This window comes from Polaromonas sp. (assembly GCF_016185115.1).
Lineage (GTDB): Bacteria > Pseudomonadota > Gammaproteobacteria > Burkholderiales > Burkholderiaceae_C > Polaromonas.
Window position 1 is genome coordinate 159,297 of sequence record NZ_JACPOF010000015.1, and the last position, 15,686, is coordinate 174,982.

Consider the following 15,686-nt stretch of genomic DNA (forward strand, 5'->3'; position numbering starts at 1 on the left):
CTTTGATGTTTGCCCATAAAAAAAGCCCAGCATCAAGGACGCTGGGCTTTTAAGCAGAAGTACCTTACTGCTTACGGCTTGCTGGCTGTCGGAAACGGCCAGGCAGCTTGCGGGTTCAGAGTAGTCTGAGCCGCAGGGGCAGCCGGTGCAGCAGGTGCTTTGGCAGCGGGTTTTTTCGCGGCTTTCTTCGCAGCAGGCTTTTTCGCGGCTTTCTTCGCAGCGGGTTTCTTCGCTACTTTCTTGGCAGCAGCCTTTTTCTTGGCAGGAGCCTTTTTCGCTACCTTCTTGGCAGCGACTTTTTTAGCCGGAGCCTTTTTGGCAGGAGCCTTTTTAGCTGCAGCTTTTTTGGCCGGGGCCTTCTTTGCTGCTACTTTCTTGGCCGGCGCCTTCTTGGCAGGGGCTTTCTTCGCCGCTACTTTTTTAGCAGGGGCTTTTTTTGCCGCTACTTTTTTTGCCGGTGCTTTTTTCGCGGCTACTTTTTTTGCCGCAGGTTTTTTCGCAGTTGCCATAGTTTTCTCCTTGATCACATTGCAAAGAGCACTTCACGTTTGGAGTACGTAAAGCGATTCACGGCGTTGGGCCTTCGGATAAACCGGGCCCAGCGCCGCGAACACAGGAGCAATACCCGGTGCGCGCTTCTGCGGCGCTGTCACTGGTCATTGCAATTCTTGAAATCATGTTGTTCGGGTGTCGTCTCAATTCGTTCTGATCTGATGCGTATCAATCCCAGGACAGGGCGCCGCCCGACTGGTATTCAATGACGCGCGTTTCAAAGAAGTTGCGTTCCTTCTTCAGGTCAATCATTTCGCTCATCCACGGGAACGGATTTTCTTCGTTCGGGAACAATGTTTCAAGCCCAATCTGTGTGGCACGGCGATTGGCGATGTAGCGGAGGTAGCCCTTGAACATCGATGCGTTGAGGCCCAGCACGCCGCGCGGCATGGTGTCTTCAGCGTAACGGTACTCAAGTTCGACGGCTTTGAGGAACAGTGCCTTGATCTCGGCCTTGAACTCTGCCGTCCAGAGATGGGGGTTTTCAAGCTTGAGCTGGTTGATCAGGTCAATGCCGAAATTGCAATGCATGGACTCGTCGCGCAGGATGTACTGGTACTGCTCGGCTGCACCCGTCATCTTGTTCTGGCGACCCAGCGCAAGAATCTGCGTGAAGCCGACATAGAAGAACAGGCCCTCCATGAGGCAGGCGAAAACGATCAGCGACTTGAGCAGGGTCTGGTCGGTTTCGGGCGTGCCGGTCTTGAAGTTGGGGTCGGAGATCGCGTCGATGAAGGGAATCAGGAACTGGTCCTTGTCCTTGATTGACTGGACTTCGTTGTAGGCGTTGAAGATCTCGGCTTCGTCCAGGCCCAGCGACTCGGTGATGTACTGGTAGGCGTGTGTGTGGATGGCTTCTTCAAAAGCCTGGCGCAACAGGAACTGGCGGCACTCGGGCGCCGTGATGTGGCGGTAGGTGCCCAGCACGATGTTGTTGGCTGCCAGCGAATCAGCGGTGACAAAAAAGCCGAGGTTGCGCTTGACCAGGCGGCGTTCGTCTTCGGTCAGGCCGTTCGGGTCTTTCCAGAGCGCGATGTCGCGCGTCATGTTCACTTCCTGCGGCATCCAGTGGTTGGCGCAGGTGGCGAGGTATTTTTCCCAGGCCCACTTGTATTTGAAAGGCACCAGCTGGTTGACGTCGGTCTGGCCGTTGATGATGCGTTTGTCCGAAGCCTTGACGCGCTTGTGTACTGCAGGAGCTGTGGCGGTTGCAGCGGCTGGCGTTGCAGGAGTTGCTGCTGCAGGTGCAGGAGTGAATACACCATCGTTCAGCATGCGTGCCTGAACTGGTGGTTGTGCTGAAGATGTCGAAGGGGACGTTACAGAAAAAGGCGGAAGTTCCATCGAACGGCTTTCAGGAGAGCCGCTGGCAAGATGATTTTGCGATGATGGTTTGACTTCTTCGTCCCAGGTCAACATAGAGATTTCCAATACTTTGGGATTATGAAAGCAGCGATACAAAATGAAAAGTGTTCATTCACATCGCTACAAAATTGTGTTGCTCAATTGCATCGCTTTGATCAGATCAGGCGATGCAACTGAGCATCATCATGCGAGAAATTTTTATTGGCAGGCCTCGCAACCTGGATCATCGATTGCACAAAACTTGATGTCAGTGGCAGGCGTTGCATTCATCTGCGCCTGTGCTGCGGCCGCTGCTGCATCAAGCGCACTCATGGCGCTGGGTGCAGTGGTGGTGCTGGACGCCACTGAGTTCATCTTGCCTGCAGTCACTGTCGATTTCTCGGCATGCGTTGCGCTCTGTGTGCGCAGGTAGTAGGTGGTTTTCAGCCCGCGCAGCCAGGCGAGTTTGTAGGTCTCGTCAAGCTTCTTGCCCGAGGCGCCTGCCATATAGATATTGAGCGACTGCGCCTGGTCAATCCATTTCTGGCGGCGTGCTGCAGCTTCGACAATCCACTGGGTCTCGACTTCAAACGCGGTGGCATACAGGGCCTTGACGTCCTGTGGCACGCGGTCGATGGGGCGCAGTGAGCCGTCAAAGTGTTTCAGGTCAACAACCATGACGTCATCCCACAGGCCCAGGCGCTTCAGGTCACGTACCAGGTAGTGGTTGATGACGGTGAACTCGCCGGACAGGTTGGACTTCACCGACAGGTTGCCGAAGCAGGGTTCGATGCAGGCGTCAACACCGATGATGTTGGAGATGGTTGCCGTCGGTGCGATGGCCACGCAGTTGGAATTGCGCATGCCGTCCTGGGCGATCTTCCTGCGCAGGGCCTCCCAGTCGAGGCTGGAGGAGCGGTCAACTTCAACATAGCCGCCGCGCTGCTCGGCCAGCATGTCCAGGGTGTCCAGCGGCAGGATGCCCTTGTCCCACAGCGAGCCCTTGTAGCTGGCGTACTTGCCGCGCTCTTTGGCGAGTTCGGTGGACGCCCAGTAGGCGTGGTAGCAGACGGCTTCCATCGATTTGTCGGCAAACTCGACGGCCTCCTGCGATGCATAAGGCACGCGCAGTTCGTACAGGCAGTCCTGGAAACCCATGATGCCGAGACCCACCGGGCGGTGGCGCATGTTGGAGTCGCGGGCCTTCTTGACGGCGTAGTAGTTGATGTCGATCACGTTGTCCAGCATGCGCATGGCCGTGGTGATGGTCTTTTGCAGTTTCACGTGATCAACCGCACCGTCCTTCAAATGCTGGACGAGGTTGACGGAACCCAGGTTGCAGACAGCCGTTTCGGTGTCGCTGGTGTTGAGCGTGATCTCGGTGCACAGGTTGGACGAGTGCACGACGCCGGTATGCTGCTGCGGTGAACGGATGTTGCAGACATCCTTGAAGGTGATCCAGGGATGGCCGGTTTCAAACAGCATGGACAGCATCTTGCGCCACATGTCGGTCGCCTGGACCTTGCGGGAAGGTTTGATCTCGCCGCGCTCGGCTTTGGCTTCGTAGGCGGTGTAGATGGCTTCAAACTCCTTGCCGAACTTGTCGTGCAGGTCTGGCGTGTCGGATGGCGAGAACAATGTCCAGCTCCCTTTTTCCATCACGCGGCGCATGAAGAGGTCGGGAATCCAGTTGGCGGTGTTCATGTCGTGCGTGCGACGGCGGTCGTCGCCGGTGTTCTTGCGCAGTTCAAGGAACTCTTCAATATCGAGGTGCCAGGTTTCGAGATAAGCGCAGACGGCGCCCTTGCGCTTGCCGCCCTGGTTGACCGCAACTGCGGTGTCGTTGACGACTTTGAGGAACGGCACCACGCCCTGTGATTCGCCGTTGGTGCCTTTAATATGAGCGCCGAGTGCGCGCACCGGTGTCCAGTCGTTGCCCAGGCCGCCTGCAAATTTGGAGAGCAGAGCGTTTTCCTTGATGGCGTCATAGATGCCGCCCAGGTCGTCAGCCACGGTGGTCAGGTAGCAGGACGAGAGCTGTGAGCGCAGCGTGCCGGCATTGAACAGCGTTGGCGTGCTCGACATGAAGTCGAAGGACGACAGGATTTCGTAGAACTCGATGGCGCGCTCTTCGCGGTTAATCTCGTTGAGTGACAGGCCCATGGCCACGCGCATGAAGAAAGCCTGTGGCAGTTCGATGCGCTGCTTTCGCACGTGCAGGAAGTAACGGTCAAACAGTGTCTGCAGGCCGAGGTAGTCAAACTTCAGGTCACGCTCGGGCTTGAGGGCTGCGCCCAGGCGCTCCAGGTCGAACTGCTGGAGTTTTTCGTCCAGCAACTCGTTCTGCACGCCCTTGGCGATAAATTTCGGGAAGTACTCGGCATAGCGGGTCGCCATGTCTTCCTGGGTGACTTCACCGCCCAGCACTTCGCGGCGTATGGTGTGCATCAGCAGGCGCGCGGTGGCGTAGGTGTAGTCAGGGTCTTTTTCGATCAGGGTACGGGCTGCCAGGATGGACGCCTTGTAGACCTCGTCAATCGGCACGCCGTCATACAGGTTGCGCATGGTTTCTGCAACGATGGGGTCAGGCTTGACGTCTGCGCCCAGGTTGGCGCAGGACGCTTCAATCAGGGCCTGCAGGTTGCGGACATCGAGTTCGACTTTTTTGCCGCCGTCCATGACGTGCAGCAATACTGCTGCTGGTGCCTGGGCTTGCGGCTGGCGGGCGCGCTCTTGCGTACGCTTTTCGCGGTAAAGCACATAGGCACGTGCAATTTCATGGTGGCCGCCGCGCATCAGGCCGAGTTCGACCTGGTCCTGCACGTCTTCTATATGGAAGGTACCGCCGCCGGGGCGCGAGCGCATCAGGGCGCGCATGACGGCCTGGGTCAACTCGTCAACCGTCTCACGCACGCTGGCCGATGCCGCCCCCTGGGTGCCGTGCACCGCAAGGAAGGCCTTCATCATGGCAACGGCGATCTTGTTCGGCTCAAAAGGAACAACGGCGCCATTGCGCCGGATGATCTGGTAATTGCTGAAGGGGTTGGTCTGGGGAGTGCTGTCGTTGCCTTGTGGGGAGAAGGTCGGCACGCTGGTGGCGGTGGGTACGGTGCTCTGGGCTGTTTGCATTGATCTTCCTCTTGTTGGCTTTGTTGTTCTGGATAAGCGCTAGGTCTGCGTATCTGCTGTGTGTGCTTGTCTGCTGCTTGACGTCTGTTTTTTCATGTCTGTCCTGCTTGCTGCAACTGCTCTTGCGGATGGCCCTTGTTGACAGGCCTTGTTCTGTGGGCTGATACCGGTTGAGAAGTTCACCAGGTATGGGCGCCGCAGTTACCAAACATGTCAAATAATCACGTCAAACTTGATCGGGCTTACACACTATACCTAGGGTCTGGGGTGAATTCAAGCACTACAGGTAGCGTTTCGCACTCTATTTGTACTGGAAACTTTTTCTTACGTTTGAGCCCGATTCGGGGCATTTTTCAGGCATATGCAAATGCCCGGGAAGTGCGGGGGTGCGTGAAGGCTTGTGCTGTCGATAGCCTGCTGTGCAAAGCGCACATCCATGCGGTCTGCAAGGGCTTTTGGGCTGCAAAAGCTTGTGTGTATTGAGTCTGAATGCGTGTGACGTCGGCGTGCGGGACGCACCACGCACGGGCATGCTCGCCGAAGTTTCAGGCGACCAAGGGAAAGTACCGATCCGGTGCCGAGAGGCTGCGCTGCAACAGTCGCCAGTCGAAGCCAGGCCCGGGGTCGAACTTGCGTCCGGCGGCGATGTGTTCATGTCCCGCGATATGTTGGATGGGGTATTGCGCCATCAGCGCCGCGCAGATGCCCGTCAGTGTTTCGTACTGCGCCGCCTCAAAGGTTTGCCCTTCAAGGCCTTCCAGCTCCAGGCCTATGGAATCATCGTTGCAGTTACCGCGGCCTCGGTAGCTTGATTGCCCTGCGTGCCAGGCCCGGTCATCGCAGCTCACAAATTGCCAGAGTTCGCCTGCGCGGCTGACAAAGAAGTGCGATGACACCTGCAGGCCGCGTATGCCCTGGAAGTAAGGGTGGGCATCCCAGTCCAGTTCGTTATTGAACAGGCGCTGCACATTGCCGTTGCCGTATTCGCCGGGCGGCAGGCTGATTGAATGGACTACCAGCAGGTCCGTCTGTGCTGCCGCAGGGCGTGCGCCGAAATTGGGTGAGGGCGCTGCCCGGGCGTGGCGATACCAGCCTTTGTCCCAGAGCGATGCAGCCTGCCCGGCGGGTCTTGCTTCACCCATGTTCAGGCACGTTCAGGTTCGCCATCGTTCACATCCGCCCCATCAGTGTTGCTGTCGCCGTCCGGCGTGGCGATGTTCAGGCGTGCGATACGGTAGCGGATCTGCCGCAGACTGAGCCCCAGTTTCGCAGCCGCCGCCGTGCGGTTGAAACGCGTTTCCTGAAGCACCTTGCATAGAATGTCGCGCTCCTGTGTGTCGAGGTAGTCCTGCAGGTTGCCCGGTACCCCGACAGGCATTGCCCTGGCGGGTGCCTCTGCATGACTGGCGGCCGGCGGGTCCAGGTGCAGCTCGCCGCCTTCGCTCAGGGCCACGGCCCGGTGCAGCACATTTTCAAGTTCACGTACATTGCCATTGAAGGCATAGGCCTTCAGCTGTTCAATCACTGATGCGGTGAGTGTGGGTACGGCAAGACCTGATTCCTGGCAGATGCGTGCGAGCAGTGCTTCGCAGAGCTCGGGCAGGTCTTCGCGGCGCTCACGCAGTGGCGGCACGCCGATCACGATGACATTCAGCCGGTAATACAGGTCCTGGCGAAAGCGCCCGGCGTGCACTTCAGCGTCAAGCTCCTTGTGGGTGGCGCTGACGATGCGCACATCAACGGTGTCTTCCTGTGCGGAACCGAGCGGCCGGACCACCCTTTCCTGGATGGCGCGCAGCAACTTGGACTGCATGGCAATGGGCAGGTCGCCAATTTCATCGAGAAACAGCGTACCGCCCTTGGCCGCCTGGAAATAACCCTGGCGGTCCTGGGCCGAGCCCGTGTAGGCACCCTTGCGCGCGCCGAAAAATTCCGCTTCCAGCAGGTTTTCGGGAATCGCGCTGCAATTGACAGCGACAAACGGGCCGCTGGCGCGGTGGCTGCAGCCATGGACTGCCCGCGCGACCAGTTCCTTCCCGGTGCCCGATTCGCCCTGTATCAGGACGGGCGCCATGCTTTTGGCCACCTTCAGCACACGTGCCTTGACGGCCTGCATGACGGCAGATTTGCCCACCAGGCGCTGCAGCACGGCCGCATCCGGCCCTGTTGGGGCAGAGGCGGCTGGCGCTGCGCCTGCATGCCGGGTTTTTGTACGTTCGGGTGTCGCGCCAGCGGCAGACCGCGAGCCCTGCACTGCCGAAGCCACCACATTGCGGAACTGCTTGAGGTCCACCGGCTTGGTGAGGTAATCGAAGGCACCGGCCTTGAGGGCTTCAACTGCGTTTTCGGCCGAGCCATGCGCAGTGATCACCACGCAGCGTTCGGGGCGCTGCTGAATGACCATGTCGCGCAGCAGCTCGAGACCCAGGCCATCGGGCAGGCGCATGTCGGTGATGACGGCATCAAACTGGCTGGTTTCAAGTTGCGCGCGTGCCTGTGCCAGGTCGCCTGCAGCTTCCACCCGGTAGCCTTCGCGCAGCAGGGTCAGTTCATAGAGCGTGCGCAGGTCCGGCTCGTCATCAATCACGAGGATGCGTGCCGGTGCGGCGTGTGTGGGGGGCTGCGCGGTTTGGGTTGACATCGTGTTCAGGCGGCAAAAGTGCTTGTGGATGTTGATCCGGGACTGGATGCGCCTACTGGCGCCCTGAAGAGTACAAAAAATTCATTGCCTTCGACGGCCTGGCGCGTGGTCCGCTGGTAGCCTATCACCGCGCCGTACCGTTCGCAGAGTTCCCTGCAAATGTATAGACCCAGACCTGTAGAGCGGCTTTCCGACGAGAAAAAGGGTTCAAACAGATGCGTTTGCACGGTTTTTTCAAGCGGTTGACCATCACTCCACACCGACAGTCGCGCCTGACCCTGTGCAGGCCCCTGGGTGGAGACCTGAATGGCGCCAGGCTGGCCAGTGGCGTAGCGCAGCGCGTTGTCGAGAAGGTTGATCATCACGCGGCGAAGATGTTCGGCATCGAAAATCACCTCTGCCAGTACAGCCCCGGTGTTCACCTTCATCAGTCTGCCCGACGAGGTCTGTGCGGCCCAGTCCGCGCTGACGCGAAGGACGGATTCATCAAGCACCAGTGCGGTGACCGCCTGTTCTGGTTCCGCCACCTGGGCGCGGGAGATGTTGAGGACCTCATCGACAATTCTGGCCAGGCGCTGGGCGTTTTGCCTGACCATGGCGGTCAGCTGTTTGTGGGCCGGGTCCTGCAGGTCTTCTTCGAGCAGGGCGTTGGCCTGTGAAATGGCGGCCAGCGGGTTGCGTATTTCATGTGCGACCGCAGCCGACATGCGGCCCATGGCAGCCATTTTTTCAGTGCGTACGCGGGCCTCCATTTCACGCAGGTCTTCGAGGAACATCACGCACAGGCTTTCATGCCGGCCGTCCTGCGATGTGGCCAGGCGCGTGCGAACGTGCAGGCGCCTGGCGTCCAGGTTGACGTCGCCTTCCTGGGGCGTACCCAGCATGAAGGTCCGGCTTGTGATTTCAGCAAGCGGCTGCCATGCCGGTTCGTTGGCCAGCACAAAAGGCGCTGAGCGCATCCCCTGGCGTGTTGCCAGCAGGCGTACGGATGCCGGATTGGCGGACCGTGCAATGCCGCTGGCATCGATCACCAGAACACCGTCGCTGAGGGTCTCTACCACCAGTTCATTGACCTGGGTCTGCATGCGCGCCGCCGACTGGCTGGCTTCTGCGCGCTGTTCTTCCCGTGCCAGCCGCAGCGCAAGCTGGTTGGCCAGCAGCGCCACCGCAAAAAAGCCCGAGCCGCTCAGGCCCGCCTGTAAAAACCGTGAGGGCAACTCGCCTATGGCCAGCAGGGACAACAACCATGCATGGCCCAGCAGGAACAGCGTGACGCTGGCGGCTGTGCCAAGCGCGAGCAGCAACGGCCCGAGGATGGATGCCAGCAGCACGGGCAACGCGAACAGCGGCGTGTAGTTGACGCCGCCCGACTGCAGGTAGCTGAGCGCCGAAAAAGCCATCACGTCGACCCCGATGGTGTAGAGCCACTGCAGGTCAAAGTTGTTGCTGGGCGGACGGGGCCTGGCCAGCGCACGTACCACCAGGGTGGCACACAGATAGCCGATGCAGATGACGACAGCCCAACGGCTGGGCAGGCTGCCCAGCGCATAGATGGAGCCCTGCAGGATCACGAGCATGGCTGCGATCGTGACGCGTGCCGACATGAATGCGCGCCACAAACGCCCGAAAGAACCCTGCTCCGTCTCGGCCTCCCAGACGCCCGACGCCCTGCCTGCCGCGTCGAACCAGGAGGAGGTTTCGCTCATCCGCCGGCCTGCTGCCGGTGGGCAGCGCTGCAGTAAGTGCCTTTGGGGCCGGTCAGCGCTTCGCTGCGCGGCAGATGCACATGGCAAACATCGCAGGCGACAATTTCGGTCGTGGTGAGCTGGGTGCCAGTGCGTGGTTTGGCCGCGGGTGGCGGGGTCTGCTCATCGCGGTCCAGCCTGCGCTTGTTCTTGAGCAGCCACAGCACGCCCATCACGATGCCGAGTATGAGCAGGTATTTCATGTGCGGTGCAACACCACTTCAAGTACAAAACGCGAGCCCGCATAGCCCAGCAGCAGCAGGCCCGAACCCAGGTACAGCACGCGCACCGCCTTGAGCCCGCGCCAGCCCAGGCGCGCCCGGCCTATGAGCAGGCCTGCAAACACCAGCCAAGCGAGAACCGAGAAAAGAGTCTTGTGGTTCCACTTCCAGGCCAGGCCGGGGCCATAGAGCTGCTCGGCAAACAGCCAGCCCACAAACAGCGTGGCCGACAGCAGAACGAAGCCGGCTTCGACAAAACGGAAGGTCAGCCTTTCCAGCGTCATGAGCGGAACGCCAGCATTGTTTTGCGCTGCCTGGCGTATGGATTTTTCAGAACGGGTCATCAACCAGCCATGTACAACGGCGGCGGCAAACAGGCCGTATGAGGCAATGCCCAATGCCCAGTGCAGTGGCAGCCATGGTGAGGCCACCCTGTGATAGGCAGCACCTGGAAAGATCGCAGCCAGCACCACCACCGCACTGCCCAGCCCCGCCAATGCCCAGTGCGCCTGCAGTTGCGGAAAGAGCCGGCTTTCAATCGCATACACCGTCAGCACCAGCCAGACGGTCATCGATAAAGCCGGCGCAAAGCCAAATTGCGGCGGCTCGCCCAGCAGGCCCGCCGCCAGCGCCACGGCATGAAACAGCCAGGCGGCAAACAGCACGGTGCGCAGCGTGTTGCTGCTCAGGCGGGAGGCGGCAAGTGCCAGCATGCCATAGCTCACGGCAGCACCCACCGCTGCCACAAGACCCCACCAGGCGCCGAAAGCTAAAATCATGGCTAGAGTTTAGCCTTTACTGCCATTGCGGCAGCCCGCTTTCCCGCCCGACCTTCCCACCTAACTGCCCCACGTTCGTGGGGCCTTCCCATGGCCTCAGCCCTTACCGACAAACTCACCCGCCTAGTCAAGGAAATGCGTGGCCAGGCCCGCATCACTGAAACCAATGTGCAGGACATGCTGCGCGAGGTGCGCATGGCGCTGCTGGAAGCCGACGTGGCGCTGCCGGTGGTACGCGACTTCATTGCCCGCGTAAAAGAAAAGGCGCTGGGCCAGGAAGTCATGGGCTCATTGAACCCCGGCCAGGTGCTGGTCAGCATTGTCAGCAAGGAACTCGCCGCCACCATGGGCGAAGGCGTCAGCGACATCAACCTCGCCGCGCAGCCGCCAGCAGTCATCCTGATGGCCGGCCTGCAGGGCGCGGGCAAAACGACGACGACCGCCAAGCTGGCCAAACACCTGATTGAAAAGCGCAAGAAAAAAGTGCTGACGGTGTCGGGCGACGTGTACCGCCCGGCCGCCATCGAGCAGCTCAAGACCGTGACGGCCCAGGCCGGCGCCGAGTGGTTCCCCAGCACGCCGGACCAGAAACCGAGCGACATCGCGCTGGCCGCCATCGACTACGCGCGCAAGCATTTCTTCGACGTGCTGCTGGTCGATACCGCCGGCCGGCTGGCGATTGACGAAGCCCTGATGGCCGAAATCAAGGAGTTGCATTCCATACTGAACCCGGTCGAGACGCTGTTTGTCGTCGATGCCATGCAGGGCCAGGACGCGGTCAACACCGCCAAGGCTTTCAAGGAGGCGCTGCCGCTGACCGGCATCATCCTGACCAAGACCGACGGCGATTCACGCGGCGGTGCAGCGCTGTCGGTGCGGCAGATCACCGGCGCGCCCATCAAGTTTTCGGGCACCAGTGAAAAGCTGGACGGCCTTGAAGTCTTCGACGCCGAGCGCCACGCCGGCCGAATCTTGGGCATGGGCGACATCGTCGCGCTGGTCGAGCAGGTCACGGCCGGTGTCGACGTGGCGGCCGCGCAGAAGCTGGCGGCAAAACTCAAGTCGGGCGACGGTTTTGATCTGAATGATTTTTTGAGCCAGCTGCAGCAGATGAAAAACATGGGCGGGCTGTCCAACCTGCTCGACAAGCTGCCGTCACAGATGGCCGCCAAGGCCGGCCAGGTCGACATGGACAAGGCCGAAAAAGACATGAAGCGCAAGGAAGGCATCATCCAGAGCATGACCCCGCTGGAGCGCCGCAAGCCCGAACTCATCAAGGCTACCCGCAAGCGCCGCATCGCCGCCGGTTCAGGCGTTCACGTGCAGGAAGTCAACCGCCTGCTCAACGAGTTCGAGCAGATGCAGGGCATGATGAAAAAGCTCAAGGGTGGCGGCATGATGAAGATGATGAAGCGCATGGGTGGCATGAAAGGCATGCCCAGGTTCTAGCCAGCCAGGCAGGAGCGTTTGCAGGCCTCAGACGTTAATTTTTAACGTACACGTTAAATTTTTGCCGTATACATTAAAAATCAGCATTTCAGCGCTGTGAAAGCGCTCCACACTGTGTTTTGAGGCCCGAAAAGGCGCAAAAAAGGCCGATTTCAGGCATAAAATCGGAATCCAGACCAATAGATACGCACGTGAGCAGCTATTAAATCAATAGCAATCGGTTGCCCCAAGGTCCAGATCTTCCATGACCAGCTGATCAGGCTGCCACCAGCAGCGGCTTGGCGCGCTTGCTGGCATGCAACCAGGCGCGGCGCAGCACCGCGGGTGAGCGGGTTTCTTCGGGAATGAGCAAAAAGTTCTGTGCGCGCATCAGGGTGCCGACACCGACCTTGCTGGTAATGACGGTCATCGGAATCGCCAGCAGAAGCGGCAGGCCGACCGGCAGCAGCCAGACCAGCGCGCGGGCGTCGATGAAAAAGATGCCGACGGCCAGCAGCATGATCAGGCCGCTCATGGGTGCCAACTGGCGCAGCGCGTGGCGCCATGGCACGGCGGCGGCTTCGCGCGGGGGCGACTTCCATTCCAGCTTCAGGCCGGTCAGCGCCACGACGACAAACAGCGAATGTGCCAGCATGCGCACGGGTGCCTGCAGCATGGCAATCAGCGTTTCAAGCATGGCGCTGCGCAACAGGCCGACCGTGCCGCCATATGACTGCTGCTGGCGGTTGATCAGGATGGCGACGATGCCCAGAATGCGCGGCAAGAACAGCATGCACAGCGTCCAGGTCCAGAGCGCGAGCAGTTCGGCAGGCACCAGTTCCCAGTCGGCAATCATGGGCGAGCCCGAGAGCCACAAGGCCGTGCCCAGTGTCATGAAACACAGCCACAGCGGGGCCGACAGGTAGGCCATGGCGCCGGTGCCGAACATGGAACGGTGAACCGGGTGAATGCCGGGCTCGGCAATCAGGCGAGAGTTCTGCAGGTTGCCCTGGCACCAGCGGCGGTCGCGCTGCAGCTCGGCCAGCAAGTCGGGCGGCTGCTGCTCGTAACTGCCGACCAGGTCGGCCACCAGCCAGACATGAAAACCGGCGCGGCGCATCAGCGCAGCCTCTACAAAGTCGTGCGACATGATGCTGCCGGCCATGCCGCCGGTGCCCTTGATGTGGGCCAGCGCGCAGTGCTGCATGAAGGGTTTGATGCGGATGATGGCGTTGTGGCCCCAGTAGTGCGACTCGCCCATCTGCCAGAACTGCATGCCCAGCGTGAACAGGCGGCCAGTGACGCGCGAGGCAAACTGCTGCGCGCGTGCGTGCAGGGTGACGTGGCCTATGGCCTGGGTCGCGGTCTGGATGATGCCGGCGGTCGGGTTGGCTTCCATCAGCTTGACCATGGAGACCAGGCAGTCGCCGCTCATCACGCTGTCGGCGTCCAGCACCACCATGTAGCGGTAGTCCTTGCCCCAGCGGCGGCAGAAATCGGCCACGTTGCCGGCCTTGCGGTCGGTGCGGCGTTTGCGCAGGCGGTAGTAGACCTCGATCTGCGGCTGCTCGGGGTGGCCGGCCAGCTGTGTGCGCAGTTCTTCCCAGGCGGCGCGTTCGGCCTTGATGATGGCCTTGTCATTGCTGTCGGACAGCACAAACACATCGAAGGCGCGGGTGTGGCCGGTGGTGGACACCGACTCGCAGGTGGCGCGCAGGCCGGCAAACACGGTGCGCACATCTTCATTGCAGATCGGCATGATGATGGCTGTGCGCGTCGATGGGTCCAGCGTGTGGTGCTGGACTTTCTTGCTGGAAAGCGTGTGCTTGTCACCGAACAGCGTGACCCAAAAACCCATCATGGCCGTCATGAAACCGGTCACCACCCAGGCCGACAGCAGCGCAAACAGAGCGATCTGGCCGTACTGCAGCCCGGCGTTGTCGTAGTCGGGCTGCATGTCGATGAAAAGGCGTGTGGCGATGACGGTGCTGACCAGCGTCAGCAGCAGGAAGGTGGCGCGGCGGCGTTTGGCAGCCTGTTGCCACGGTTGCAGCTTTTCAGCCTGGCGCTGCCTGCGGGACGGAGCGGGTTTGGCAGGGCTCACCAGTGCTACCAGGGGGCTCAGTGTCAGTGCGCCCATGCTGTTCCAGAAGCCGCGCCACGGCCTCGGCATCATGGAGCCGCGGTTGACCGGCGGCGCCGTTACCGAGTTCGGGTGACGCTCTTCACGCAGGGCGCTGCGGGTGCTCACTGTAGATGTCACGGTGTGATCAGGTTGGTCCATGTTTCGCTCACTGAGTTGCTGTTGTGCTGTAGAAAGGCGCGCAGCTCGACCGGTTTTGCCGGGTCCATGCGCTGCACGCGCAGGGTGGCGCGCCAGGCGCCGGTTGCCGGGTTTTTGTAGGCCAGGCTTTCAAGCACGCGGCCATTGGCATCGGTGCTGGTCATCGCCCTGACAGGTGCACCTTCAGGCAGCGCGTCAAGCGCAGGGCCGGCAAAGTCGATGACAAACTGCACCTGCTGGCTCAGAGCCTGCGCGTCCAGCCGTGAATAGCCTGTGCCGCGTCGGGATTGCGTGACCCAGCCGTTGGGCGGCAACTGCTGGTTCCTGCCCTGCCAGGCGATCTGGTAGGCCAGTTCGATGCTCTCGCCGGGTTGCGGCAGCTTTTCAGGCACCCAGTAGGCGACGGTGTTGTCGTGCGTTTCGTCAGGTGTGTTGAACTGCAGAAGCTCCACCCGGCCCGGGCCCCAGTCACCGACCGGGGTGACCCAGGCGCTGGGGCGCAATTCGTAGCGCGCTTCGGTGTCTTCGTAGCTTTTGAATTCGCGGTCGCGCTGCATCAGGCCGAAACCTTTCGGCGACTTCATGGCGAAAGAAGTGACCAGCGTGGCCGCCGGGTTCTGCAAGGGGCGCCACAGCCATTCACCATCACCGGTCACCATCATCAGGCCGTCCGAATCGTGCACCTCGGGGCGGAAATCTGCCGCGCGGGGCTGGTTCTCGCCAAAGAAAAACATGCTGGTGAGCGGTGCAATCCCCAGCGTCGTTGCAGGGGCGACGCCTGCGCGCATGAAAATTTTCGCGCGCACATCGACTGTGGTCTGTTCCCCGGGTTTGACTTCAAAACGATAGGCACCCGCCATGCGCGGCGAATCCAGCAGTGCGTACATCACCAGTGGCGTGCCGGGCGGGGCATTGGCAACTGGCTTTTCGAGCCAGAAATCGGTGAAACGCGGAAACTCTTCCGCACCTGGGCCCGTCGGGTTCACGGCCAGGCCGCGCGCCGACAGTCCGTAACGCTGGCCTGCACCCAGGGCGCGGAAATAGCTGGCACCCAGAAAGGCAATCAGCTCATCCTTGTAGCTGGGCGAATTGAGGGCGGTATGAACGCGAAAACCGGCGAACCCGAGGTCGCCCCAGGGTTGCGGCTGCAGGCGGTTTTTGCCAAAGCTGAAATTGCCCGCGCTGTAGGGAATTGTCTTGACGCTGTCGGCCGTGACTTCAGAGATGCGGACGATGTCGCCATGTGGGCCGACGTGGAAAAAATTTGTCTCGTAAACCAGGCCTTCTGAGCGCCAGAGTGCCTTGTCGGTGTTGAAACGAATATCGCGGTAGCCGTCGTAATCCAGTGCCGCAAGCTCGGCTGGAACCGTTTGGCCCATAGCCTGGAAAGGCGCTTGTGCGCGTGTTTTTGCCAGTGTGGCGACGTCTTCCAGGTTCCAGGCCTGGGCACCAAAAGCCAGCAGCCCGATAGTCAGGACCAGGGTTGTGCGTGCTGCCTTGCCTGCCCAGCCGGCCAGTGTCTGGCCGGTGATCAGGGGGATAGAAATGGCTTGCATGCCCCTA

The 15,686-nt window shown here is 60.7% G+C and carries 11 protein-coding genes; 1 reads left to right on the forward strand and 10 read right to left on the reverse strand.

Features of this window, described 5'->3' with window-relative positions:
* Positions 1-71: 71 nt before the first annotated feature.
* The 8 genes from HYX42_RS07235 to ccsA all read right to left on the reverse strand — a co-directional run bounded on the left by HYX42_RS07235 (position 72) and on the right by ccsA (position 10,411).
* On the reverse strand, positions 72-509 hold the full coding sequence (locus HYX42_RS07235) for a histone H1-like DNA-binding protein (protein WP_293401347.1): 438 nt from the start codon (positions 507-509) through the stop codon (positions 72-74).
* 211 nt (positions 510-720) lie between these two features.
* Entirely contained in the window at positions 721-1,971 is a 1,251-nt protein-coding gene (locus HYX42_RS07240; protein ID WP_293401349.1) for a ribonucleotide-diphosphate reductase subunit beta, read from the reverse strand.
* 144 nt (positions 1,972-2,115) lie between these two features.
* Positions 2,116-5,025, reverse strand: a complete 2,910-nt coding sequence (locus HYX42_RS07245; RefSeq protein ID WP_293401351.1) for a ribonucleoside-diphosphate reductase subunit alpha — start codon at positions 5,023-5,025, stop codon at positions 2,116-2,118.
* Between the two features lie 545 nt (positions 5,026-5,570).
* Positions 5,571-6,167, reverse strand: a complete 597-nt coding sequence (ampD, locus tag HYX42_RS07250) for a 1,6-anhydro-N-acetylmuramyl-L-alanine amidase AmpD (protein WP_293401353.1) — start codon at positions 6,165-6,167, stop codon at positions 5,571-5,573.
* 2 nt (positions 6,168-6,169) lie between these two features.
* Positions 6,170-7,666, reverse strand: a complete 1,497-nt coding sequence (locus HYX42_RS07255) for a sigma-54 dependent transcriptional regulator (RefSeq protein ID WP_293401355.1) — start codon at positions 7,664-7,666, stop codon at positions 6,170-6,172.
* Positions 7,667-7,671: 5 nt separating this feature from the next.
* Positions 7,672-9,372 carry an ATP-binding protein gene (locus tag HYX42_RS07260; protein WP_293401357.1) on the reverse strand — a complete coding sequence of 567 codons (1,701 nt, stop codon included), beginning with the start codon at positions 9,370-9,372 and terminating at the stop codon, positions 7,672-7,674.
* Positions 9,369-9,614, reverse strand: coding sequence for a PP0621 family protein (locus HYX42_RS07265; RefSeq protein WP_293401359.1), 246 nt, complete (start codon positions 9,612-9,614; stop codon positions 9,369-9,371). The genes HYX42_RS07260 and HYX42_RS07265 overlap by 4 nt, the downstream gene beginning before the upstream one ends.
* A complete protein-coding gene (gene ccsA / locus HYX42_RS07270; protein WP_293401361.1) occupies positions 9,611-10,411 on the reverse strand; it encodes a cytochrome c biogenesis protein CcsA in 801 nt (266 codons plus the stop codon). The genes HYX42_RS07265 and ccsA overlap by 4 nt, the downstream gene beginning before the upstream one ends.
* Before the next feature lie 90 nt (positions 10,412-10,501).
* Here ccsA and ffh point away from each other — a divergent pair, with 90 nt between their 5' ends.
* The gene (gene ffh / locus HYX42_RS07275) at positions 10,502-11,860 is read left to right on the forward strand and encodes a signal recognition particle protein (RefSeq protein ID WP_293401363.1); all 1,359 of its coding nucleotides are present in this window, start codon (positions 10,502-10,504) and stop codon (positions 11,858-11,860) included.
* A gap of 256 nt (positions 11,861-12,116) precedes the next feature.
* Here ffh and mdoH read toward each other — a convergent pair whose 3' ends face one another.
* Both mdoH and HYX42_RS07285 read right to left on the reverse strand, forming a co-directional pair.
* Positions 12,117-14,123 carry a glucans biosynthesis glucosyltransferase MdoH gene (gene mdoH, locus HYX42_RS07280; RefSeq protein ID WP_293401365.1) on the reverse strand — a complete coding sequence of 669 codons (2,007 nt, stop codon included), beginning with the start codon at positions 14,121-14,123 and terminating at the stop codon, positions 12,117-12,119.
* Positions 14,099-15,679 carry a glucan biosynthesis protein G gene (locus HYX42_RS07285; protein WP_293401367.1) on the reverse strand — a complete coding sequence of 527 codons (1,581 nt, stop codon included), beginning with the start codon at positions 15,677-15,679 and terminating at the stop codon, positions 14,099-14,101. Before HYX42_RS07285 ends, mdoH begins: the two co-directional genes overlap by 25 nt.
* Between the last annotated feature and the right edge of the window lie 7 nt (positions 15,680-15,686).

Excerpts from the sequence above, each read along its gene's own strand:
- HYX42_RS07235 (WP_293401347.1), bottom strand. The coding sequence starts at position 509 with ATGGCAACTGCGAAAAAACCTGCGGCAAAAAAAGTAGCCGCGAAAAAA.
- HYX42_RS07240 (WP_293401349.1), bottom strand. The coding sequence starts at position 1,971 with ATGTTGACCTGGGACGAAGAAGTCAAACCATCATCGCAAAATCATCTT.
- HYX42_RS07245 (WP_293401351.1), bottom strand. The coding sequence starts at position 5,025 with ATGCAAACAGCCCAGAGCACCGTACCCACCGCCACCAGCGTGCCGACC.
- ampD (WP_293401353.1), bottom strand. The coding sequence starts at position 6,167 with ATGGGTGAAGCAAGACCCGCCGGGCAGGCTGCATCGCTCTGGGACAAA.
- HYX42_RS07255 (WP_293401355.1), bottom strand. The coding sequence starts at position 7,666 with ATGTCAACCCAAACCGCGCAGCCCCCCACACACGCCGCACCGGCACGC.
- HYX42_RS07260 (WP_293401357.1), bottom strand. The coding sequence starts at position 9,372 with ATGAGCGAAACCTCCTCCTGGTTCGACGCGGCAGGCAGGGCGTCGGGC.
- HYX42_RS07265 (WP_293401359.1), bottom strand. The coding sequence starts at position 9,614 with ATGAAATACCTGCTCATACTCGGCATCGTGATGGGCGTGCTGTGGCTG.
- ccsA (WP_293401361.1), bottom strand. The coding sequence starts at position 10,411 with ATGATTTTAGCTTTCGGCGCCTGGTGGGGTCTTGTGGCAGCGGTGGGT.
- ffh (WP_293401363.1), top strand. The coding sequence starts at position 10,502 with ATGGCCTCAGCCCTTACCGACAAACTCACCCGCCTAGTCAAGGAAATG.
- mdoH (WP_293401365.1), bottom strand. The coding sequence starts at position 14,123 with ATGGACCAACCTGATCACACCGTGACATCTACAGTGAGCACCCGCAGC.
- HYX42_RS07285 (WP_293401367.1), bottom strand. The coding sequence starts at position 15,679 with ATGCAAGCCATTTCTATCCCCCTGATCACCGGCCAGACACTGGCCGGC.